The 21,663-nt window shown below is 71.7% G+C and carries 21 protein-coding genes and 1 pseudogene; 14 read left to right on the forward strand and 8 right to left on the reverse strand.

The window, feature by feature from the left end:
- Positions 1–13 precede the first annotated feature (13 nt).
- Together IEY61_RS03495 and IEY61_RS03500 are read left to right on the forward strand one after the other, a co-directional pair.
- Positions 14–973: pseudogene (locus IEY61_RS03495) on the forward strand (glycosyl hydrolase family 32); the annotation flags it as partial.
- On the forward strand, positions 966–1,952 hold the full coding sequence (locus IEY61_RS03500; RefSeq protein ID WP_189040747.1) for a carbohydrate kinase family protein: 987 nt from the start codon (positions 966–968) through the stop codon (positions 1,950–1,952). The pseudogene IEY61_RS03495 and the gene IEY61_RS03500, both read left to right, overlap by 8 nt.
- A gap of 73 nt (positions 1,953–2,025) precedes the next feature.
- Here the strand turns inward: IEY61_RS03500 and IEY61_RS03505 are convergent, their stop codons facing one another.
- Positions 2,026–4,140 carry an amylo-alpha-1,6-glucosidase gene (locus tag IEY61_RS03505; protein ID WP_229705651.1) on the reverse strand — a complete coding sequence of 705 codons (2,115 nt, stop codon included), beginning with the start codon at positions 4,138–4,140 and terminating at the stop codon, positions 2,026–2,028.
- Positions 4,141–4,293: 153 nt separating this feature from the next.
- On the opposite strand from IEY61_RS03505, the gene IEY61_RS03510 reads away from it, so the two are divergent.
- The 4 genes from IEY61_RS03510 (at position 4,294) to IEY61_RS03525 (ending at position 8,640) form a co-directional block, all read left to right on the forward strand.
- On the forward strand, positions 4,294–5,274 hold the full coding sequence (locus tag IEY61_RS03510) for a LacI family DNA-binding transcriptional regulator (RefSeq protein ID WP_229705652.1): 981 nt from the start codon (positions 4,294–4,296) through the stop codon (positions 5,272–5,274).
- Positions 5,275–5,308: 34 nt separating this feature from the next.
- The gene (locus IEY61_RS03515) at positions 5,309–6,559 is read left to right on the forward strand and encodes a sugar ABC transporter substrate-binding protein (RefSeq protein ID WP_189040750.1); all 1,251 of its coding nucleotides are present in this window, start codon (positions 5,309–5,311) and stop codon (positions 6,557–6,559) included.
- A 78-nt stretch (positions 6,560–6,637) separates the two neighbouring features.
- A complete protein-coding gene (locus tag IEY61_RS03520; protein WP_229705653.1) occupies positions 6,638–7,759 on the forward strand; it encodes a carbohydrate ABC transporter permease in 1,122 nt (373 codons plus the stop codon).
- Positions 7,756–8,640 (forward strand): carbohydrate ABC transporter permease, encoded by an 885-nt coding sequence (locus IEY61_RS03525; RefSeq protein ID WP_189040751.1) that lies wholly within the window; start codon positions 7,756–7,758, stop codon positions 8,638–8,640. The genes IEY61_RS03520 and IEY61_RS03525 overlap by 4 nt, the downstream gene beginning before the upstream one ends.
- 157 nt (positions 8,641–8,797) lie before the next feature.
- Here IEY61_RS03525 and IEY61_RS03530 read toward each other — a convergent pair whose 3' ends face one another.
- Together IEY61_RS03530 and IEY61_RS03535 are read right to left on the reverse strand one after the other, a co-directional pair.
- The gene (locus IEY61_RS03530; protein WP_229705654.1) at positions 8,798–9,430 is read right to left on the reverse strand and encodes a M23 family metallopeptidase; all 633 of its coding nucleotides are present in this window, start codon (positions 9,428–9,430) and stop codon (positions 8,798–8,800) included.
- A gap of 43 nt (positions 9,431–9,473) precedes the next feature.
- A complete protein-coding gene (locus IEY61_RS03535) occupies positions 9,474–9,938 on the reverse strand; it encodes a universal stress protein (protein ID WP_189040753.1) in 465 nt (154 codons plus the stop codon).
- A 303-nt stretch (positions 9,939–10,241) separates the two neighbouring features.
- Between IEY61_RS03535 and IEY61_RS03540 the strand changes: the two genes are divergently transcribed.
- Both IEY61_RS03540 and IEY61_RS03545 read left to right on the forward strand, forming a co-directional pair.
- Positions 10,242–11,021, forward strand: a complete 780-nt coding sequence (locus IEY61_RS03540; protein WP_189040754.1) for an SDR family NAD(P)-dependent oxidoreductase — start codon at positions 10,242–10,244, stop codon at positions 11,019–11,021.
- Complete coding sequence (locus IEY61_RS03545; RefSeq protein ID WP_189040755.1) at positions 11,018–12,004, forward strand: aldo/keto reductase; 987 nt, start codon at positions 11,018–11,020, stop codon at positions 12,002–12,004. Before IEY61_RS03540 ends, IEY61_RS03545 begins: the two co-directional genes overlap by 4 nt.
- 43 nt (positions 12,005–12,047) lie before the next feature.
- Here the strand turns inward: IEY61_RS03545 and IEY61_RS03550 are convergent, their stop codons facing one another.
- Positions 12,048–12,500 carry a MerR family transcriptional regulator gene (locus tag IEY61_RS03550; RefSeq protein WP_189040756.1) on the reverse strand — a complete coding sequence of 151 codons (453 nt, stop codon included), beginning with the start codon at positions 12,498–12,500 and terminating at the stop codon, positions 12,048–12,050.
- A 41-nt stretch (positions 12,501–12,541) separates the two neighbouring features.
- Here IEY61_RS03550 and IEY61_RS03555 point away from each other — a divergent pair, with 41 nt between their 5' ends.
- From IEY61_RS03555 to IEY61_RS03565, 3 genes are all read left to right on the forward strand, one after another.
- Positions 12,542–13,714: an MFS transporter gene (locus tag IEY61_RS03555; protein WP_189040757.1), complete on the forward strand. Its 1,173-nt coding sequence runs from the start codon at positions 12,542–12,544 to the stop codon at positions 13,712–13,714.
- A gap of 69 nt (positions 13,715–13,783) precedes the next feature.
- On the forward strand, positions 13,784–14,641 hold the full coding sequence (locus tag IEY61_RS03560; protein ID WP_189040758.1) for a GNAT family N-acetyltransferase: 858 nt from the start codon (positions 13,784–13,786) through the stop codon (positions 14,639–14,641).
- Between the two features lie 459 nt (positions 14,642–15,100).
- Positions 15,101–16,102, forward strand: coding sequence for a phosphotransferase family protein (locus IEY61_RS03565; protein WP_189040759.1), 1,002 nt, complete (start codon positions 15,101–15,103; stop codon positions 16,100–16,102).
- Positions 16,103–16,279: 177 nt separating this feature from the next.
- Here the strand turns inward: IEY61_RS03565 and IEY61_RS03570 are convergent, their stop codons facing one another.
- Positions 16,280–16,684 (reverse strand): NUDIX hydrolase, encoded by a 405-nt coding sequence (locus tag IEY61_RS03570; protein WP_189040760.1) that lies wholly within the window; start codon positions 16,682–16,684, stop codon positions 16,280–16,282.
- Between the two features lie 40 nt (positions 16,685–16,724).
- Entirely contained in the window at positions 16,725–17,018 is a 294-nt protein-coding gene (locus IEY61_RS03575) for a winged helix-turn-helix domain-containing protein (RefSeq protein WP_229705655.1), read from the reverse strand.
- A 292-nt stretch (positions 17,019–17,310) separates the two neighbouring features.
- On the opposite strand from IEY61_RS03575, the gene IEY61_RS03580 reads away from it, so the two are divergent.
- The 3 genes from IEY61_RS03580 to IEY61_RS03590 all read left to right on the forward strand — a co-directional run bounded on the left by IEY61_RS03580 (position 17,311) and on the right by IEY61_RS03590 (position 20,439).
- Positions 17,311–18,504, forward strand: a complete 1,194-nt coding sequence (locus tag IEY61_RS03580) for a helix-turn-helix domain-containing protein (RefSeq protein ID WP_229705656.1) — start codon at positions 17,311–17,313, stop codon at positions 18,502–18,504.
- A complete protein-coding gene (locus tag IEY61_RS03585) occupies positions 18,501–18,719 on the forward strand; it encodes a hypothetical protein (RefSeq protein WP_189040761.1) in 219 nt (72 codons plus the stop codon). Before IEY61_RS03580 ends, IEY61_RS03585 begins: the two co-directional genes overlap by 4 nt.
- A gap of 127 nt (positions 18,720–18,846) precedes the next feature.
- Positions 18,847–20,439 (forward strand): GMC family oxidoreductase, encoded by a 1,593-nt coding sequence (locus tag IEY61_RS03590; protein ID WP_189040762.1) that lies wholly within the window; start codon positions 18,847–18,849, stop codon positions 20,437–20,439.
- Positions 20,440–20,445: 6 nt separating this feature from the next.
- Here the strand turns inward: IEY61_RS03590 and IEY61_RS03595 are convergent, their stop codons facing one another.
- Complete coding sequence (locus IEY61_RS03595; protein ID WP_189040763.1) at positions 20,446–21,156, reverse strand: RICIN domain-containing protein; 711 nt, start codon at positions 21,154–21,156, stop codon at positions 20,446–20,448.
- The gene (locus IEY61_RS03600; protein ID WP_189040764.1) at positions 21,146–21,661 is read right to left on the reverse strand and encodes an RNA polymerase sigma factor; all 516 of its coding nucleotides are present in this window, start codon (positions 21,659–21,661) and stop codon (positions 21,146–21,148) included. The genes IEY61_RS03595 and IEY61_RS03600 overlap by 11 nt, the downstream gene beginning before the upstream one ends.
- Between the last annotated feature and the right edge of the window lie 2 nt (positions 21,662–21,663).

The raw sequence follows: 21,663 nt of genomic DNA on the forward strand, positions 1-21,663 counted from the left end.
ATTTAGTGATACCTTCCCGGCCATGCTACGTCTGCCCGACCACTGGGTGTGGGACAGCTGGTACGCCCAGGACGACGCCGGCCAGCGGCACGCGTTCTTCCTGCGCGCCTCCCGGGCCCTGCTCGACCCGCACCGCCGTCACCGACGCGCCTCGATCGGTCACGCCGTCTCCACCGACCTGCGCTCCTGGCAGCTGGTCGCCGACGCGCTGGTGCCCGCCGACACCGGCTGGGACGACCTGGCCACCTGGACCGGCTGCACCGTACGCGGCCCGGACGGGCGGTGGTACCTCTTCTACACCGGCGTCGGCCGAGCCGAGGACGGGCTGGTCCAGCGCATCGGCCTGGCCGTCTCCGACGACCTGCTCACGTGGCAGCGGCACGGGGACGGCCTGATCGTGGAGGCCGACCCCACCTGGTACGAACTGCTCGACCGCGACATGTGGTACGAGCAGGCGTGGCGCGACCCCTGGGTCTTCCCCGATCCGGACGGCGACGGTTGGCACATGCTCATCACCGCCCGCGCCAACCACGGGCCGGCCGACGAGCGGGGCGTGATCGGTCACGCGACCTCCCCGGACCTGCTGACCTGGACCGTCCAGCCGCCGCTCTCCGCACCGGCCGGCTTCGGTCACCTCGAGGTGCCCCAGGTCGCCGTCGTGGACGGGCAGCCGCTGCTGCTGTTCTGCACCAACGCCATCGCCGCCGGCCGAGGATCCGAGCACCTGCTCTGGACGGTGTCCGCGCCGACGGTGCGGGGCCCGTGGGACGTGGCGGCCGCCCAACCGATCGACCAGCCGAACCTGTACGCGCCGCGGCTGGTCCCCGACGGCGACGGCTGGTCCCTGATCGGCTTCATCGACCACGTCGACGGTCAGTTCGTCGGCGAACTCACCGACCCGATCCCGGTCCGCTACGACCGCGCCACCGGTCTGGTCACCCAACCGGCGGCTCCCGCGCCCCGCGATGGCTGAGGCGCCGTCGGCGGACACGCTGCCGGCGGCCGGGCCCGCCGGCGGCGCGGCGGTCACGGTGCTCGGTGAGGCGGTCGTCGACCTGGTGCAGGAGCCGGACGGCCGGTTCACCGCCCACCCGGGCGGCAGCCCGCTCAACGTCGCCGTCGGGCTGGCCCGCCTCGGCGTACCGACCACGTTGCTCGCCCGCTTCTCGACCACCCGGTTCGGCCGGCGGCTGCGGGCACACGCCGAGACCAACGGAGTCGACCTACGCCACGCCGTCGACACCGACGACCCGGCCACCCTGGCGATCGCCTCGCTGACCGGTGACGGCGTGGCCGCGTACGACTTCTACGTCGACGGCACCGCCGACTGGCAGTGGCGCGCCGACGAACTGGCCCCGGCGCTCACCGGCCAGGGCATCCTGCACACCGGGTCACTGGCGGTGTTCCGCTCCCCCGGTGCCGACCGGCTGGCCGCCGCCCTACGCACCGCGCGTGACCGGGGCGCGCTGGTCAGCCTCGACCCGAACATCCGGCCAGGTCTGGTCGGCGCCCCCGCCGAGGCCCGCGCCCGGGTCGACGGCCTGGTGGCCCTCGCACACGTCGTCAAGGCGAGCGAGGAGGACATCGCCTGGCTCTACCCGGGCCGCTCGGCGCAGGACGTGCTGCGGCACTGGCAGGACCTCGGCGCCAGGCTCGCCGTCGTGACGCTGGGCGCCGAGGGCGCGCTCGCCGTCTCCGGCACCAGCGGGTTCCGACAGCCCGCGCCGGTCGTCGACGTCGTGGACACCATCGGGGCCGGTGACGCGTTCACCGCCGGGCTGCTCGCCGGGCTGTCCCGCTCCCCAGCCGATCGGCCCGACGAGGACCGGCCCGGGAGCGGCTGGCCCGACGAGGACGTCGCCGCCGCCCTGCGGTACGCGGTCGAGGTCGCCGCCGTCACCTGCACCCGCGCGGGCGCCGACCCGCCCTACCCGCACGACCTGCCGGGTTGAGCCGGTACCGACACGACCTGCCGGGTTGAGCCGCTGCGGCGCGGTTCAACCCGGCGACGCGCTGCGGCGCGGTTCACCCGGCGACGTGCTGCGGCGCGAAGGTCCGCTGCGCCGGAACCGCGGTGGGGGTCACCGTCAGCCCTGCCGGCAGCCGGGACACCGTGGCGTGTCCGGTGTTGTCGACGCTGACCTCGACGTCGGCGTCGGCCACCCGAAGCCTGGCCACCGACACCCCGCCGAAGCGCGGACCGGCCAGCGGCGCCACGCGTACCGTGCCGGCGGGCACGTCGGGATAGACGCCGGCGGCGACGTGCAGCAGCGACACCGCCGCAGCGGCCGACCAGGCCTGGGGACGGCAGGCTGCCGGGTACGGCACCGGCCGGCCGAGCACATCCCGCTCGTCGCCGCCGTGCAGCTCCGGCAACTGGTAGTCGAACGCCTCGGCGGCGGCGAGCAGGCCGTCGGCCAGGCGCAGGGCGGGCTCGTGGAAGCCGGCGCGGGCCAGGCCGGTGAGCGCGATGGCGGTGTCGTGGGTCCAGACCGAGCCGCAGTGATACGACAGCGGGCTGAAGCCACCGTCGTGGGTGGACATGGTCCGCAGCCCGAACGCCCCGCTCATGGCGTCGGTGCCGAGCAGCCGGGCGACCTGTGCCTGCTCGTCGGCGTCGAGCAGGCCGGTGCCGAGCAGGTGGCCGATGTTGCTGGTCAGCGAGTCGACGGGGCGCTTGTCCCGGTCCAGCGCCAGGGCCGGCTGCGGGCCGTACGGACCGTCCACCCAGTACGCGGCCCGGAAGCGGGCGGCGAGCCGGCCGGCCCACTCGCGCCACCGGTCGGCGCCGGGGCGGCCGAACGCGTCGAGCAGCGCGGCGGCGTTGACGGCGGCCTCGTGCGCGTAGCCCTGCACCTCGGCCAGCGCGATCGGCCCGCTGGCCAGGCTCCCGTCACGGAACCGGACGGCGTCGCCGGAGTCCTTCCAGCCCTGGTTGGACAGCCCGTGCCCGCTGGTGTCGAGGTACTCGACCAGGCCGTCGCCGTCGGCGTCGGCGTGCTCGCCCAGCCAGCCGAGCGCGGCCTCGAGGTGCGGCAGCAGGGGCTCGACCTGTTCGGCGGGCAGCCCCCAGCGCCAGGCATCGTGCAGCAGGTTGACCCAGAGCATGGTGGCGTCGACGGTGCCGTAGTAGGCCGGTGGCAGGCGTAGCCCATTGGCGGGCAGGTTGACTTCGCCGCGCCGCAGCTCGTGCAGGATCTTGCCGGGTTGTTCGGCGGTAGCCGGGTCGGTGTGTCGGCCCTGGCGGCGGGCCAGCACGCGCAGCGTGCCGGCGGCCAGGTCGGTGCCGAGCGGCAGCAGCATCCGGGCGGCCCAGAGGCTGTCCCGGCCGAAGAGGGTGAGGAACCAGGGCACGCCGGCGGCGAGGAAGACGTCGTCCGGGGCGTCGGGGTCGGCCAGGCGCAGCGCGTGCAGGTCGTCGAGGGCGCGGCGCAGCAGCCGGTCCAGCCGCCGGTCGTCGGCGCGTACCTCCGGCCGGGACCAGGTCGGCTCCGCCGGCGGGTACGCGACGACGGCGCGGGGATCGGTGACGGCCAGCCGCCAGCGCAGGGTCCGGGTCTCCCGGGGGCCGAGGGTGACCGGCCAGGTCAGGCGGGGCGCGTCGGCCCGGTCACCGGCCAGGTCGAGTTCCGCCCCCTCGGCGGTGACGGTGACGGTGGTGCCGCCGGCGGTCCAGCTGAGCCGGTCCGACGCGAGCGCTTGCGCGGGCAGCGGCGGGCTGCTGAAACCGGTCTTGACCCGTTCGATCGGGGCGAGGTCGCAGCCGAGGTCGAGGGTGACGGTGGCCCGCACCGGCACGGCGGCGGTGGAGACCACGCGGATCTCCTCGATCAGGCCGTACGGTTCGAGGCGGCGGGTCCGGTCGAGCCGGACGGTCGGGTCGGGGCCGGGGTCGCCGAGCCAGCGGGCCAGGCCGACGAAGCGGGCGGCGTCGGCGCTGACGGGCGCGTGGCCGATCGTCTCCGGCTCCCGCTCGTCGATGCGCAGTTCGGCGCGGGAGAGCACGCGGGTGTCGGCATGGAAGACGCCCTGGACGCCGAGCGGCCGGATCTGCCCGGCGGGGTCCCCGAGTGCGCTGGTCGGCGCGAGGACGACCCCCACCAGGTCGTGCAGCAGGGGTTGCAGGTGACGTGCGGTCACGTACGGCTCCAGGTTCATCGGGGGAACTGCCCCTTGACAGACGTTTCCGGGCGGTGCAGAGTCCGAAACACTCCAGCAACTTGAACGATCCAATCCTGCCTCATCCGAATTGGATCGTTCAAGCCCCCCGAAAGGCATGACGTGGCAGAAAAGGTGACCATCGCGACAGTGGCCCGGCACGCCCAGGTCAGCCGGCAGACCGTGTCCAACGTCATCAACGCCCCGCAACTGGTGCGGCCGGAGACGCGACAGCGGGTGCAGGACGCGATCGTCGCTCTGGGCTACCGGGCCAACCAGGCCGCCCGGCAGATGCGTACCGGCCGTTCCCGGCTGATCGCGGTCCGCATCGAACCGACCCGCGACGGCATCAACGGCACGGTGCTCGACCGCTTCCTGCACGGGCTCACCGAGACCGCCGAGGCGTCCGGCTACCGCGTCATGCTCTACACCGCACCCGACGTCGACCGCGAGATCGCCGCGTACGGGGACCTGCTCAGCGCGTACGAACTGGACGGTTTCGTGATCACCGGCACCGACCACGGCGACCCGCGTACCGCCTGGCTGGCCGAACGCGAGATCCCGTTCGTCACCTTCGGCCGGCCGTGGGACCACCCGCACGCGCACAGCTGGGTCGACGTCGACGGCGCCGCCGGCACCGCCGAGGCAACCGCCCACCTGGTCACGGCCGGACACCACCGCACCGGGTTCATCGGCTGGCCGGCCGGCTCCGGCGTCGGTGACGACCGCCGCGCGGGCTGGCGGCGCGCACTGCTCGACGCGGGCATGGACCCCGACGGACTCGACGTCCAGACCGAGGACGGCATCGCCGAGGGCGCGCGGGCGGCGCGGGAGTTGCTGGGGCGGCCCGTCCCACCCAGCGCCCTGGTCTGCGCCAGCGACTCGCTCGCCCTCGGCGCCCTCCAGACGCTGCGCTCGGCCGGCACCGCCGTGCCGGTGATCGGTTTCGACGACACCCCGGTCGCCGCCGCGGTCGGCCTCAGCAGCGTCAGCCAACCCCTCGGCGACGCCGCCGCCCGCTGCGTCGACCTGCTCACCGACCTGCTCGACGGGCCGCACCGCGACCCCCGGCAGGTGCTGCTACGACCCGCGTTGGTCCTGCGGCACCCCGCCTGAAATCCCGTCCCTCACCCCAGGAGAGAAAGACACGATGACACCTCGCGCCCTCACCCGCGTGGCCGTCGCCGGCCTCACCACCGCCGCCCTGTTCGGCACCGCCGCCTGCGGCAGCGGCTTCGACGACTCCACCGGCGAGACCGCCCAGTCCACCGGACCGGCCAACCTGCAGATCATGATCGGCTCCTCCGGGGACGCCGAGACCAAGGCCGTGCAGGACGCCGCCGCGGCCTGGGCCACCGCCTCGGGCAACCAGGCCACCGTCTTACCCGCACAGGATCTGACCCAGCAGCTCGGCCAGGGGCTGGCCGGCGGCAGCCCGCCGGACGTCTTCTACGTCGACGCCGCGCGCTTCGCCGACTACGCCAGCGTGGGTGCGCTCGAACCGTACGGCGACAAGATCAGCAACGTCGACGACTTCCACGAGAGCCTGCGCACCACCTTCACCTACGACGGCAAGCTGTACTGCGCGCCCAAGGACTTCTCCACCCTCGCCCTCCAGATCAACACCGACCTGTGGAGCAAGGCCGGCCTGACCGACGCCGACGTGCCGACCACCTGGGACCAGCTCACCGCCACCTCGCGGAAGATCAAGGCGAAGGGGATGGTGCCGCTGGCGCTCGGCGACACCCGCGACCGCATCGGCGCCTTCCTCGTGCAGAACGGTGGCTGGCTGCTCAGCCAGGACGGGCGTACGCCCACCGGCGACACCGCCGAGAACGTGGCCGCGCTGACGTACGTCAAGGAACTGGTCACCGAGGGCCTCGCCCGCTTCCCGAAGCAGCTCGACGCAGGCTGGTCCGGTGAGGCGTTCGGCAAGGGCTCGGCCGTGATGACCATCGAGGGCAACTGGATCAAGGGCGCCCTGCAGAACGACTTCCCGAAGATCAAGTACCAGGTGGTCGAGCTGCCGGCGGGCCCGGCGGGCAAGGGCACCCTCTCCTTCACCCAGTGCTGGGGCATCGCCGCGAAGTCCCAGTACAAGGAGCAGGCGATCAAGTTCGTGGAGGCGATGACCAGCGGCGAGCAGCAGATGGCCTTCGCCAAGGCGTTCGGCGTGATGCCGTCCCGCCAGTCGGTCCGTGACCAGTACACCTCGGCGTTCCCCGCCGACAAGCCGTTCATCGACGGCGCGGAGTACGCCCAGGGTCCGGTGAACGCGCCGAAGATGGACAGCGTCCTGCAGGACCTCGAGGCCGGCCTCCAGGGCCTGGCCAACGGCGACCCGAAGAGCATCCTCGCCAGCTACGACAAGAACGCACGGGCCGTGCTCGGCGGCAGCTGAGTGATTGCAGGGGCCCCTTCCTATACCGCAGGCGTTAAGAAGGGGCCCCTCCTTCCACCCGATCCGAAGGGAGGGCAAGTGGCGACGGATGTGCTGGCGACACCGACGAGCGTGAGTGGTGAGCCCGGCCGACGCCGACGTGGTGGCGTACGCGCCAACGAGAACATCGCGGGCTGGCTGTTCGTCGCGCCGGTGATCATCATCCTCGGGCTGTTCCTGCTGCTGCCGATCCTGATGGCGCTCTGGGTCAGCCTCACCAGCTGGAACGGGCAGGGCAGCCCGTTCACCCGCGAGGTGCCGTTCGTCGGCACCGACAACTACACCCGGCTGTTCACCTCGGAGGGCCTGGCCCGCCGGGACTTCATGACCAGCATCCGCAACAACGTCTACTACGTGGCGCTGGTGGTGCCCACGCAGACGGTGCTGGCCCTCGGCCTGGCCCTGGTGGTGAACAACCGGCTGCTCAAGGGCAAGAGCTTCTTCCGCACCGCCTTCTACTTCCCCTCCGTCACCAGCTCGGTGGCGATCAGCGTGGTCTTCCTGTTCCTGTTCGCCAACTCCGGCGCGGTCAACAACCTGCTGGCGATGTTCGGCATCAGCGGACCGCAGTGGTTCGCCGACTCCCGGGGCGTACTGCACCTGCTGCTCGGCGTGGTCGGGGTGGACACCCCACCGACCGCGCTGACCGAGGGCGGTCCGCTCGGCCTGAGCTGGTGGGAGTGGTTCAGCGGGCCCAGCGTCGCGATGACGTCCATCATCGCGCTGGTGATCTGGACCACCTCCGGCACGTTCATGCTGATGTTCCTCGCCGCCCTGCAGAACGTGCCGGTCGCGCTGGAGGAGGCGAGCACGCTGGACGGGGCGGGCCGTTGGCAGCGGTTCCGTCACGTCACCCTGCCGCTGATCAAGCCGACCACGTTCCTGGTGCTCACCCTCGGTCTGATCGGCTCCTGGCAGGTGTTCGACCAGGTGTACGTGATGAGTCAGGGCGAACCGGCCAAGACCACCCTCACCCCGGCCTACCTGTCGTACCGCACCGCGTTCCGCGACTTCGAGTACGGCTCCGGCGCGGCCATCTCGTTCGTCCTGTTCCTGATCATCATCGTGTTCACCCTCGTCCAGCGTCGGGTGATGGCCGACCGGGACACCGACCGCCCCCGCTGGGGCCGGCGGCGTAGATCGGAGGGATCCGCCCGATGACCACAGTGGCCGACCGTCCGGCGGCGCCCGCGCGCCGCGGCGACCGCGGTCCGCGCACCCTCGCCACCCGTTTCCTGGGGTACGCGGTCCTGGTCTTCTTCTCGCTGGTCTTCCTCTACCCGTTCGTCATCCAGATCGGCAACTCGTTCAAGACCGAGCCCGACGCCGCGGCCAACCCGCTGTCGCCGATCCCCGATTCGATCGTGCTCGACGGGTTCGTACGGATCTTCGCCGGCACCAACTTCCCGCTCTGGCTCGGCAACTCGCTGCTGGTGACGGTGGTGGTCACCGCCGGGCGGGTCTTCTTCTGCTCGCTCGCCGGGTACGCCCTGGCCCGGCTGCGCTTCCGCGGACGCTCCGGGCTCTTCGCGGCGGTCATCGCGGTGATGGCGGTACCGGGTGTGGTGCTGCTGATCCCGAAGTTCCTGGTGCTCAACCAGCTCGGCATCTACAACAGCTACACCGCGCTGATCGTGCCGCTGCTCGCCGACGCCGCCGGCGTGTTCATCATGAAGCAGTTCTTCGAGTCGATCCCGGTCAGCGTCGAGGAGGCGGCCCGCATCGACGGCGCGAGCATCTTCCGTACCTTCTGGTCGGTGGTGCTGCCGATGGCGAAGCCGGCGCTGATCACGCTGACCATCCTCTCCTTCCAGGGCTCCTGGAACGAGTTCCCGCACAGTCTGGTCGCCGTGCAGGACCCGAGCCTGTTCACCCTGCCCCGGGGCCTCGCCGACCTGGTCAGCGGCTCACTGGGCAAGGGCACCCAGTACCCCCTCAAACTCGGCGCCGCCCTGCTCGCCACCATCCCCGTCGCCATCATCTTCGTGATCTTCCAACGCTACTTCGTCCGCGACGCCAACGAAGGCGCCGACAAAACCTGACCCCACCCACCCACCGTTGATCATGAGGTTAGCGGCAGTCTAGAGCAACAACTGCCGCCAACCTCATGATCAACAGGGTCTGGGTGGGACGGTGACCTCGCTCGACGGGTTTTCAAGCCTTGGACGGCGAAGGAGCGGTATCGCCCGGCGCGTGATCTCAGGCGGGACAGTTGTTGCTGGTCAGCCGCACGGTGTACTCGGCGTCGTCGTGGGTGATGCCGGAGGGCTGCCCGTCGAACCAGGTCTCCACCTTCTCCCAACCCCGGCGCTGCTCGTAGTGCAGGTGCGGCGCGCCGGAGTTGCCGGTGCTGCCGATCCGGCCGAGCTGCTCGCCCTGAGCGACCCGCTGCCCGACCTCCACCAGTGGCGGTTCGAGCAGGTGCAGGTACTGGGTCTCCCACCGGCCGCCGTGGTCGATCTTCACCCAGTAGCCGCCGCCGCGACCCCGAGGGCCGTCCGGGTTGTCGGGGGTACGCCCACCGAGGGAACCGTTGATCCCGGCCACGGTGACGGTGCCCGCGTACGAGGCGAGCACCGGCTGGCCCCACGGGTCGCCGTCGAGGGGGAAGAAGTCCACGTCGTACTCGCCGTGCCCGGGGTAGGTGCCGATCTGCCACGTCTCGCCGCAGCCGACGGGCATCTGGAACAAGGGTCGCGGACCCGCCGGCAACAGCTGCGGCACCGCGAACACGGCAGCGGCGACGAGCACCCCGACCGCACCGACGACAAGCATCAGGCGCAGCAGGCGTCTGCGGCTACGGCGGTGGGATCGGGGGTGGTCGGTCGTCACGGCCCAGAGCATGGCAGACGCCGGCAAGACGCCGCCGCAGGGCTCAGCCCGGCAGGGCCGGCACGGCGGTACCGGTGGGCGTCGGGGCTGGCACCGGAATCACGACGACGGGGCAGGTGGCCTTGCGTACGCACTCCTCGCTCACCGAACCGAGCACGGTGTGCCGCAGCCGGCCGTGGCCGTGGCTGCCGAGCACCAGCAGGTCGGCCCTGCGCGCGACGGCGGACAGCACGTCGGCCGGGCGGCCCTCGAGAACCTCGGCGGCCACTGGAATCGCGGATCCGTCCCGGGTGATCGTCGCGATCTCCCGAGCCAGCAGGGCCTCGGCTCGTTCGTTCTCCTCGACCGGGTTGGGCGCGACCATGGCGCCGCCGTCCAGGCCGTCCCACCGCCAGGCGATGACCGCCTGCACGGTGCCATTGCGCTCGGCCGCCTCGCGCGCCGCCCACCGCAGGGCCCGCCGGCCACCATCGGAACCGTCCACACCCACGACGATCAGATAGCTCATCGTCCTCACTCCCTTTCGTCCTCCCTTCCAGTGCAGTCCTGGTACGAGGGTCGGGCCAGCGGCCGAAGTCCCGGTACGCCGGGACCAACGGCCCCGGGCCGGTCGGTGCCGGCCATCGGTGGCCGGGGCATGCGCCGATCACCGTTGATCGACGACCTTGTGAAGCACCACGATCGCCTGATAGACATCGGATGTATCGCCGACTCATTGCCATATGACGTTGGGTGGGGAGCGACGGGTGAAGCTGCTGCGAGTGGATGCGCCGGAGGCGGGATCCCCGAAACATCAGACGCTGGCGCCCGCATGACCGGCGTCGACGCCCGGGAGTTCGCCGGCCTGGCGGCGGTGGTCACCGGTGGGGCGTCCGGCATCGGCCTGGCGACCGCCACCCTCCTCGCGGAGCGAGGCGCCCGGGTCGCGTGCCTGGACCTGAACCCCGAGGCGGTGCCCGCGCCGTTGCTCGGCCTGGCCGCCGACGTGACCGACGACGATTCGGTACGCGCCGCGATCACCGCCGCGAGCGAGGCGCTCGGCGGCATCGACATCCTGGTCAACAACGCCGCCGTCGGCGCACTGGGCACCGTCGAGACCAACGCCGACGACGAGTGGCACCGGGTGCTCGACGTCAACGTGGTGGGCATCGTGCGGGTGACCCGCGCCGCGCTGCCGCACCTGCGCGCCTCGGCGCACGCCGCGATCGTCAACATCGGTTCCATCGCCGCCTGGCTCGGCCTGCCCCAGCGTGCGCTCTACAGCGCCAGCAAGGGAGCCGTCCAGGCGCTCACCCTGGCGATGGCCGCCGACCACGTCTCCGCCGGCATCCGGGTCAACTGCGTCAACCCGGGCACGGCGGACACCCCCTGGGTGCGTCGCCTGCTCGACGCCGCCGAGGACCCGGCGGCGGAACTGGCCGCGCTGCGGGCCCGCCAACCCACCGGTCGACTCACCACCGGGCAGGAGGTGGCCGCCGCCGTCGCGTACCTGGCCAGCCCGCTCGCCGGGTCGACCACCGGCAGCGTGCTCGCCGTCGACGGCGGGATGCACGGTCTGCGGCTGCCCACGCCATCGGCGGGCGCGGCATGAGCGGCGTACGGATCGGACGGTCGGCGGTGACCGTGAGCCGCCTCGGTCTCGGCTGCGCCCAGCTGGGCAACCTCTACACCGAGATCGACGACGCCGAGGCCGACGCCACCGTGGCGGCCGCCTGGGAGTGCGGCATCCGCTACTTCGACACCGCGCCGCACTACGGCCTCGGGCTCTCCGAGCGGCGGCTCGGCGCCGCGCTGCGCGCCCGGCCCCGGGACGCGTACACGATCAGCACCAAGGTGGGCCGGCTGCTGGTGCCGGATCTCGCCGGGGCCGGCCGCCGCGACCCCGAGGGCTTCCAGGTGCCCGCCGACCACCGCCGGGTGTGGGACTTCAGCGCCGACGGGGTACGCCGCAGCCTGGAGTCGAGCCTGACCCGGCTCGGTCTGGACCGGGTCGACCTGGTGCTCATCCACGATCCGGAGGACCATCAGCAGGCGGCCCTGGATCAGGCGTACCCGGCCCTGCACGAGTTGCGGGCCCAGGGCATGGTCGGCGCGATCGGGGTCGGCACGAAGCACTGGCAGGCGCTGCACCGGTTCGTCGTCGAGACCGACGTCGACGCGGTCATGGTCGCCGGCCGGTACACGCTGCTGGAACAGCCGGCGCTGCACGCGCTGCTGCCGGAGTGTCAGCGTCGCGGCGTGTCCGTGCTCAATGTGGGCGTCTTCAACAGCGGTCTGCTGGCCGTGCCGCGTCCGCACGCCGGCCTGCACTACGAGTACGCCCACGTGCCGCCTCCGGTGCTTCAGCGGGTACAGGCGATCGTCGCGGTCTGCGACCGACACGGCACGACCCTGCCGGCTGCCGCGCTAGCCTTCGCCGCCGCCCACCCGGCGGTCGCCGCCGTGGTCGTCGGTGCCGACCACCCCGAGCAGGTACGCCGCAACGCCGCCCTGCTGGCCGCCCCACCCCCACCCGAGGAGTTCTGGTCCGACCTGGTCGCCGAAGGCCTGGTGCAAGGAAGGGCCCCCTATTAACGCCTCCGGTAGAGGAAGGGCCCCTTTTTAACACCTGCTCAGGTCAGCGGACCGGGCCGATCGCCGGGCCCGCCTTGCGGACCGACCGGCGCACCGCGCAGCCCGGGTCACCGGGCCGGCCGGGTCCCACCACGTCACCGCGTACGTCGGAGACGATGGTGGCGAGCAGCTCGCGGCTGTGTTGCAGCGACTCGATCTTCTCGGTCAGCAGGTCCAACTCGCCTTCTAGGGTGTCGGCCAGGCGGGCGCGGTCGGCCGGCTCGTCGGGGATCACCGCGCGCCCGTCCAGCAGGAACTTCAGCGCCTCACCGACCACACCGGAGGGCAGCGCGGCCGAGAGCATGCACCGGATGCGGGCCACCCGGTCCACGTCGGACTCCTGGTAGATCCGGTATCCCGAGTCGGTGCGCACGGGCGCCAGCAGGCCCTGTTCCTCGTAGTAGCGCAGCATCCGCACCGATGCCCCGGTCCGCGCGCTCAAGTCTCCGATCCGCATCACTTGACTCTAACGTCAATGTGAGGCTTTAGCGTCCGCCCGTGATCCTTTACGTGCTTCTCGTCTGCTCGTTCGCCGTGGCCACCGCCGAGTTCGTGCTGGTCGGCCTCCTCCCCCAGGTCGCCGCCGACCTGGGGGTGTCGGTACCCGCCGCCGGGCAACTGGTCACCGCGTACATGATCGTGGTGACCGTGGGCGGTCCGGTGGCCGCCGTGCTGACCCGCCGGCTGCCGCGCCGGGAACTACTGGCCGGCACCATGGCGCTGGCCACCGTGTCGGCGGTGGCCAGCGCGATGGCCACGTCGTACGCCATGTTGTTGTCGGCCCGGCTCGGTTCGGCGCTGGCCCAGGCGCTGTTCATGGCGGTGGCCTCCCAGGTCGCGATGGCCGCCGTGCCGCCCGAGCGACAGACCGTCGCGGTGGCCCGGATCTTCGGCGGGTTCGCCCTGGCCACCGTGCTCGGTCTGCCGCTGGGCAGCCTGATCGGTGAGGCGTACGGCTGGCCGGTCACCTTCGTGGTGGTGGCCGGGATGGCCGCCGTCGGGCTGCTCGGCGTGGTCGTCTTCTGCCCCCGGATCGCCGCTGCGCCGCCGGCCGGGGTCCGGGACAGCGTCGGCGCGCTGGCCCGCCGTCCCGTCCTCGCCGGCCTCGGCGTCACCCTGCTGGCGCTGACCGGTTTCGTGGCGGCCTTCACCTACGTCGCGCCGATGCTGCGCACCGTCACCGGGCTCAGCCCCGGCTGGGTCAGCGTCGGCCTGGTCGGCTACGGCCTGGGCACCGTCGCCGGCAACCTGCTCGCCAGCCGGGTACGCCCCGACGCGATCACCCGCCGCCTGCCGCTCGCCGTCGGCGCGCTGGCCCTGATTCTGCTCGCGCAGCCGCTCCTGCTGCCGGTGCCACCGCTGGCACTGGTCGGCCTGGCCCTGCTGGGGGCGGCGGCGTTCCTGGTCGTACCCCTGGTCCAGACCTGGCTGATGGGCCAGGTCGACGCCGCCACCACCGGCCTGGTCGCCGCGGTCAACATCTCCGTCGCCGGCGCCGCCGGAGCCCTCGGCGCCGCGCTCGGCGGCGCGGTGCTCACGGTCGGTCTCGGCCCGGCCTGGATCGGGCCGGTCGCCGCCGTCTCCGTCCTCGCCGCGACCACCGTCGCCGCCGGCATCGCCCGGGCGTCGTCGGCGCACGGGGCTTCGTCAAGGGCACTGCTCAGGCGATGACGTGGGTGGAGAGCAAACCCTTTGCGGCTGACGGGGTGGGGGTGTTTCGATCAGCGTGTGTCGACTGTGATGAACACACCGGGTGTCGATGGGTTGGACGAGGTCGTGCGCGTGCTGCGCCAGTGGCAGCACGACGGGGCACCGATGCAGTTGCATCCGGGGGACCTGGGCTGGTACTGGCGGTTCGGAGCGGAGACGACGGCCGGTGCGCTCCGGACCTGGGGCCGCGACGGAGAGATCCTCGCCCTCGGGCTGCTGGACGGTCCCGGCCTGCTGCGACTGGCGATCGCCCCCGACGCCGGTCACGACGAGGAACTGGCCCGTCGGATGGTCGCCGACGTGACGCAGCCGGAACGCGGCGTCCTTCCACAGGGGAGCGTCTGCATCGAGGCGCGGTACGACGGGGTGTTCCGCGACCTGCTGCTCGTCGACGGGTGGAAACTCGACGAGCCGTGGACACCGCTGCGGCGCGACCTCGCGGAGCCCGTGGAAGACTGCGGCGTGCGGATCGAGGCGATCGGCCCGGAGCAGGCCCACGTGCGGGCCGACGTGCAGCGCGCGGCGTTCGACGGGTCGACGTTCACCGACGAGCGGTGGCATGCGATGGCCACCGGCTCGCCGTACGCCGAGGCTCGGTGCCTGGTCGCCTACGACGGCCACGGCGTCGCGGTGGCGGGCACCACGGTGTGGTCGGCTGGTCCGGGTCGGCCCGGGTTGCTCGAACCGATGGGCGTGCACCGCGAGCATCGCGGTCACGGCTACGGCACGGCGATCACCGTCGCCGCCGCGGCCGCCCTGGGGGACATGGGCTCGTCGAGCGCGATCGTGTGCGCCGAAAGCGCCAACGCCGGCGCCGTCGCCACCTACCGGTCCGCCGGCTTCGAACAGCTACCCGACGTACGGGACCTGCGTCGTCGGAGCGGTTGAGTCGGGCCGGTGGCTGTCGCGGCGCCTTGTGCTGTGCGCGGCCCTGTCGAGCTGAGAGCACAAACGGATCGCGGCGACCGGTTCCTTCGCGAAGACGGCCTGTTCTGCGGCGCCGGCGGGACGACCGACGACGCGGTCGGGCAGCCGATCGGCCGAGGGCCGCGATAGCGCAAACGGATCAGCTCGACAGGCTGTGGGGCGGACGCAGGACTACTGCTCCCTGAAAGGGCGTGATGTCACAGAGACATAATTATGTCTCTGTGACATACCTCAGTTGAGGGATGCACCTCCGGCGATTGGCCCCCGCGCCCTGCGCCGTCCAACACTGTCACCGTTCCGCACTCGACCACCGGGTGCCGACAACGGTCAGGGAGTTTCGCGCATCAGCGGTCCGACCGCTATGGTCCGCCGTAAGCGGCGGCCAGACGGTCGACGTCCTCGACCTCTGCTGAGGTGACGGTGAAGCGGACGTTCTTGCAGGCGGACGAGTTTCGCGACCTGGTGGCGGACCAGTTCGGCGGTGACCGCCGGATCGTCACGCTGGACCGGCTGACGGGCGGCACCAAGAAGGGCGTCTATCGGCTACGCCTCGACGACCGAACGCAGATGATCGTCTACGTGTGGGCGGCCGGGGAGAACTACTGGCCGCCGTCGCCGACCGTCCCGGACGACCCGTTCACCGACGCCTCCGGCGCGGAACTGTTCGCCGCCAATCACGCGGCGCTCGCCGCCGTCGACGTGCGGATTCCACGGCTCCTGATGCTCGACCGCGACCGCCGCTACCTCGATGCCGACGTCGCCCTGCTTGAGGATGCGGGCAGGGTGAAGCTGGAAGCTCTGCTGGAACGTGATCCGGCCGCCGCCGCCAGGCCACTCTCCGCGCTCGGTGACGCGCTACGTCGGATGCACACCACGCTCGGCGCGAACTACGGCAAGCTCGCCGCCATCGAGCGTGGCGCGGCTAACCAGAGCCGACGCACCGAGGACATCATCGTGGACCGGGCGCTCAGCCACCTCCAGGCCACGGCCGTCCGCGACTCTCGGCTCGCCGAGGCACACGATCGGATCACCGCACACGTACGCCAACTCCGTGACGCGGTCACCGAACGCCGGACGTACGGGCTGGTGCATGGCGAACTCGGACCGGATCACGTCCTCGTCACGCCCGACGGCGAACCCGTGATGATCGATATCGAGGGCCTGACGTACTTCGACGTCGAATGGGAGCATGCCTGGCTGCGGATGCGCTTCGGCGACGCCTATCCGCTGCTGCGCCCCGTCGATCTCGACCCGCACCGGCTGGAACTCTACCGATACGCGCAGGTGCTCTCGCTGATCGAGGGCCCGCTGCGGATCGCGGACACCGACTTCCCGAACCGGCAGTGGATGCTGGATCTGGCCGAGTGGAACATCAACAAGGCGTTGGCTGCCCTTCGACCGACCACCTCATCCCGTCTGTAATGTTCCGCAGCGTCTCCGGCACCGCCTGGGCCGGATGTAGGGCTACTACTCACTGAAGGCGTTATTTCACAGAGACATAATTATGTCTGTGTGAAATAACATTGATTGAGGGATGCGCCTCCCACTGGCTTCAGGAAGTCGATTGTCCGAGGGGCGCGATGACGCAAACGGATCAGCTCAACAGGCGCGCATGCGCGCGGTCTTGTGTAGGTGATCGAAGATGATCTGATCGACTGGGGAGACCCGGTGGCGGTCGGCATGGGTGAGCCAGACCATCTCCTCGATCTCGCTGCTCGGCTGCAGAACCCCGTGGTGGTCGGCGGTGTAGCAGGTCATCCGGACCATCGTCCCGTCGGGGTGACCATGGGCTTGGGCGTGGAAGGTTCCGACGTGCTCGGCGGTGTTGGGATCGATGGTCACGCTGAGCTCTTCCTGGACCTCGCGGACGAGGGTATCGATGTCGCCTTCGCCTGGTTCTCGTTTGCCGCCGGGGATGTAGTAGACGTCCTTGCCGCGTGATCGGGAGCTGAGGATCGCGCCGTTCTCAAGGCGAATCCAGGCGATCTTGTCGATGATGGTCATGTTTGCCTTTTCAGCTCATGAGTACCACGCCACTGTGCGGTCAGCCTCCTTGGCCGTCACGGCCGCCGCCCGACTCTCGTCCCTGGCGCTCAGCAACCCATAGACCCCGCCCCTGCAGACCGACGATCAAGCCACGGTCCTGCAAGATAATCACCGCCCGCTGCACTGTTGTCACGCTGACCTGATACAGGTCTGAAAGCTCCCGATACGTCGGCAACCGGTCGCCAGGACCGTACTCTCCGCTCTTGATGCGGGCGGCCATGTCTTCGGCAACCTCGCGGTAGCCACCAGTCGGTATGGGCATGTCGAAACTTCCTTCGTTCGGCACTCCCATCGGACCACGCTGCTTACCCTCCTTCAAGACCATCATTGCCTTAGGTACCAAAGGTCTCTAACATCAGAACCGGCATGGTCCTTCGTTCGGCAAACGCGGACCGGCCAAGGCCGCCGTGGGCGCAGGCACTCGCGCTGCTCCCACGGCGGACCGGCCACTCGTACCCCGACCCACTTACTCGTCAGTCTGACGATCGAGGCCAGGAGGGCAGCCGAAATCAAGCTCACCAATCAAGTCGAACGTCAGAGAATGGGAAGATCCCGCCCGACCGCACCGGATCGGCGGTGGCGGGGTGGAGAGTGAGGTGCCGATCGGGCGGCGGGTGGCGTACTGGCGGGTGCGGCGGAGGATGTCGCAGCAGGTGTTCGCCGATCGGCTCGGGAAGTCGAAGAGCTGGGTCGACAAAGTCGAGCGCGGGGTACGGGCGCTGGACAAGGTTTCCACGTTGCGGGACATCGCCGCCGCGCTCCGGATCGACCATGCGTTGCTGCTCGGGCAGGACAGCCGGCCCGTTGACGTGACGGCGCGGATCGAGGACGTGGAGTTGATCGGGGCGGCGCTGTCCGCGTACGACATCGCTTTGGAGCGGCCGACGGCGGGCCCCACGGTGCCGGACGCGGCTCGGGTGATGCGCGGCGTCGCGCATGCCTGGACCAGCTACCAGCATGCGCGGTACCCGGCCCTGATCGACCTGCTTCCTGACCTGCTGGCCGGCGCGCAGCGCGGCCACGCCCACGATCCTCGGGCGGGTCGGGTGCCGCTGGTGGAGGCGTACCGGCTGACCGCCGCCCTGCTGGTCAAGCTCGGCGAGACCGGCCTTGCCTGGCTGGCCGCCGATCGGGCGATGGCCCTGGCCACCGGGGATCCGGTGCTGGTGGCGAGCGCCACCGTGCAGCTCGGTCAGGTGCTGCGGGCCACCGGTCGGGCGCGGGCGGCCGGGAGGGCGGCGCTCACCGCCGCGTACCGGATCGGCCAGGCCGACCCCGACGCGGCGCGGCTCTCCCTGTGCGGGACGCTGCTCGTGCAGGCGGCGCTCGCGGCGGCCCGGCAGGGCGACGACCGGGCCGCCGCCGCGCGCATCGACGAGGCCGCCGACCTTGCCGCCGAGGTCGGCGACGGCCACGACCATCATCACACCGGCTTCGGACCGACCGCCGTGGCGCTCGCCGGGGTCGCGGTGGGCGTCGAGTTGGGTACGGCGGACGACGCGATCGCCCGACACGGGGAGGCCGTCGGGCGCGCCGGCTGGCGGTGGCTGCCGCCCGAGCATCGCGCCGCGCACCTGATCGAGGCCGCCCGCGCCTACCTCCAGACCGAGGATCCGGGCAGCGCCGCCCGGGTGTTGCTCGACGCCGACCTCATCGCACCTTCCGAGGTACGCCACCGGCCCGCCGCCCGGGAGGTGCTCGCCCACGCGGCCGACCACCCCGAGGCACCGAGCACGATCGTCGCGCTCGCCGCCATCGTGGGGGTGAGCCGGGCATGACCGCACCGTTTCTCACCCTGGCCCAGATCCTCAACCGGCTCACCGTCACCGCCCGCCGGACCCTGCGCGAGCATCATCCCGGCCCGGACGGCCGCTGCCCGCTCTGCCGTACCCCCGACTGCGCCGTGGCGGCCGCCGCCCGCGACGTGCTCGACACCATCAACCTGCCCCGCTGGCTCCCGCTCGACCGCGCACCCGGCGGTCCGGAGCGTTAACAAGGGGCCCTTCCTCTACACCAGACGTTAAGAGGGGGCCCTTCCTTGCACGAGCTGCGGGCTTCCCATGGGGTGATCAAGGCACTACGGTTTGTGGATCACTCGGGCGCGGGCCGAGGGGGGCCGGATGGCGGAGTTCGACTACATCGTGGTCGGTGCGGGTGCGGCCGGGTGCGTCCTGGCGAACCGGCTGACCGAGGACCCGCGCGTTCGGGTCCTGCTCGTCGAGGCCGGCGGGTGGGACAGCAGCCCCTGGGTGCGCATCCCCAAGGGGTTCAGCCGGCTGATGGACGACCGGCGCACCGCCTGGCACTACCCCGCCGAGGTCCGCCCGGGGCAGCGGGAGATCTGGCAGCGCGGCCGGCTGATCGGCGGGTCAAGCTCGATCAACGGCATGGTGTACGCCCGCGGCGACCGGCTCGACTACGACGAGTTGGAACGCCTCGGCAACCCGGGATGGGGCTGGGACACCATGCTGCCGATCTTCAAGCGGCTGGAGGACAACCCGCTCGGCGCCTCCGAGGTGCGTGGCGCCGGTGGTCCGTTGCGGCTCTCCACCGCTACCGGCACCGACGAGATCTGCGAGGAGACCATCGCCGCCGGCGAGCAGTTGGGCTGGCGCCGGGTGGACGACCTGAACGCCAGCGAGGACGAGCGGATCGGCTACCTGATGGCGACCATCCGCGACGGTCGACGCAGCAGCGCCGCCGACGCCTTCCTGCATCCGGTTCGCCACCGACCCAACCTGACCGTCGTCGTCAACACCGTCGTGCTGCGTGTCCTCGTCGAGAACGGCCGTGCCGTCGGCGTACGGGCCCGCCGCGGTGGGGACACGGTCGACTACCGGGCCGCCGCCGAGGTGGTGCTCGCCGCCGGCGCGATCGCCACGCCACAGCTGTTGCAGGTCTCCGGCATCGGCCCAGCCGACACGCTGCGCCAAGCCGGTGTCCCGGTGCTGCTCGACCGGCGCCGGGTCGGCCAGGGCATGCGGGAGCACCGGACCACGCCGATGCAGTTCCGGCTGGTCGGCAGGGCCGGCTACAACCCGCGACTGAGCAGCCCGCTCGGGCAGGCCAGGGAGATGCTGCGTTACCTGTTCACCCGCCGGGGGCCGCTCGCCCTGCCGGTGTACGACCTCGGCGCGTACATCCGGTCGGCACCGGAGGCCGAGCACCCCGACGCCCAGTTGCTGATCGCGCCGTTCTCGGCGGCGCCCCGGCGGCCCGGACGCGCCATCGAGCTGGAGTCCGAGTCGGGGCTGATGGCCCAGGTCACGGTGACCCGCCCGGAGAGCGCGGGCAGCCTGGCCATCACCTCCGCCGACCCGGGCACCGCGCCCCGGATCGTGGCGAACTACTTCGACGCCGCGCATGACCGCCGGGTCGCGATCGGTGCCCTGCGTCGGGCCCGGGAGCTCTTCGCCACCGGGCCGATCGCCAAGCGGATCTCCGCCGAGACGCTACCCGGCCCGACGGTCCAGGACGACGACGAGATCGTCGAGGCCGGGTTGGCGCTCGGCTACTGCGGCTACCACGCGGTGGGCACCTGCGCGATGGGCCCGGACGACGACTTCGTGGTGGATCCGCAACTGCGGGTCCGTGGCGTGACCGGTCTGCGCGTGGTGGACGCCTCGGTGCTGCCGGTCATCGTCTCGGGCTACCTCAACGCGCCGGTGATGGCGCTGGCCTGGCGGGCCGCCGACCTGATCCGGGCCGCCTGAGCGGGGTCAGGTCGGTGCGGGTCCGTTGTCGACCAGCCGGAACCGGGCGGTCACGGGTGCGTCGCCGGCCTCTTCGAGGATCAGTCCCCGGGTCCGGGAGTTCTGCAGGTAGGCCGAGTGGCTGCTGATCAGGTACGTCGAATCGCCGTTCGGTACGACCGTGAACTGCTGCCTCGGCTCCCCGGTCGCGCAGGGGGCCGCCTCGACCCGCAGCGGCTGGCTGCCCGACGACCGCACATCCCAGCAGGTGCCGGGTTCGGCGGTGCGGATCTGGTACGTGTCGGGCCCCTGGGGGGTGAACACGAACAGCTGGCGCCCTTCGTCTCCGTCGACCTCGGCCAGCCGGCCGTCGTCGAGCAGCGACAGTCCGCCCTCCGCGGCGGCCACCCGGACGACGGTGACCTGACGCTGCCCGGACAGCAGCGGGTCGTCGTTCGGGGGCACGACGGGCGAGGCGGTGGGCGAGGCGGGTGACTCGCTGACCGGACCGGCCGGGCCGACGGGGGTGCGGTGCGGCGTCTCGCCGGGGCGGGCCAGCGCGATACCCGTGCCGAGCGCGACAACGGCGACGGCGGCGAGCGCGACACTCGCCACCCGTCGACGCCGACGGCGGGTGGCGCCGCGTCGCCGGATGTCGGCGGCAGCCGGGACCCCGGCCGGCCCGCTTTGCCCCGCCAACATTCGCAGGGCGTCGTCGAGCCGGTTGTCAGAGCTCATGGCTACGCCCCCCTTCCACGCTGGAACACTCCTCTTCCGTCAGGTGCGCGGCGAGGGCTCGGCGACCCCGGGCCAGCCGGGTCTTGACGGTGTTCTCGTTGGTGCCGACCTCCGCCGCGATCTCGGCCACGCTCAGCCCGACCAGATGATGCAGCACCACGGCCCGGCGTTGCTCGGCGGAGACCCGCCGCAGCGCCGTCACGACCGCGACGTGGTCGACCGAGGTGGCATCCACGCGCGGTTCGGCCGCGTCCCGGCGATGGGCGCGCAGCCGGTTGACGGTCTTGCGCCACGCACTCACCGCCACCCGGTACGCCACCCGCCGTACCCAGGCCTCCGGGCTGTCGCACTCGCGCACGACGGCCCAGCGGTCCCAGGCCCGGGCGTACGCCTCCGCCACCGCGTCCTCGGCCTCGGACCGGTTGCCGATCATCGCGTACAGATGTCCCAGCACCCGCTGCACGGACGCGGAGTAGAAGGCGTCGAACTCCGCAGCGTCACGCATCG

It is taken from the genome of Micromonospora sonchi, from assembly GCF_014646235.1.
Lineage (GTDB): Bacteria > Actinomycetota > Actinomycetes > Mycobacteriales > Micromonosporaceae > Micromonospora > Micromonospora sonchi.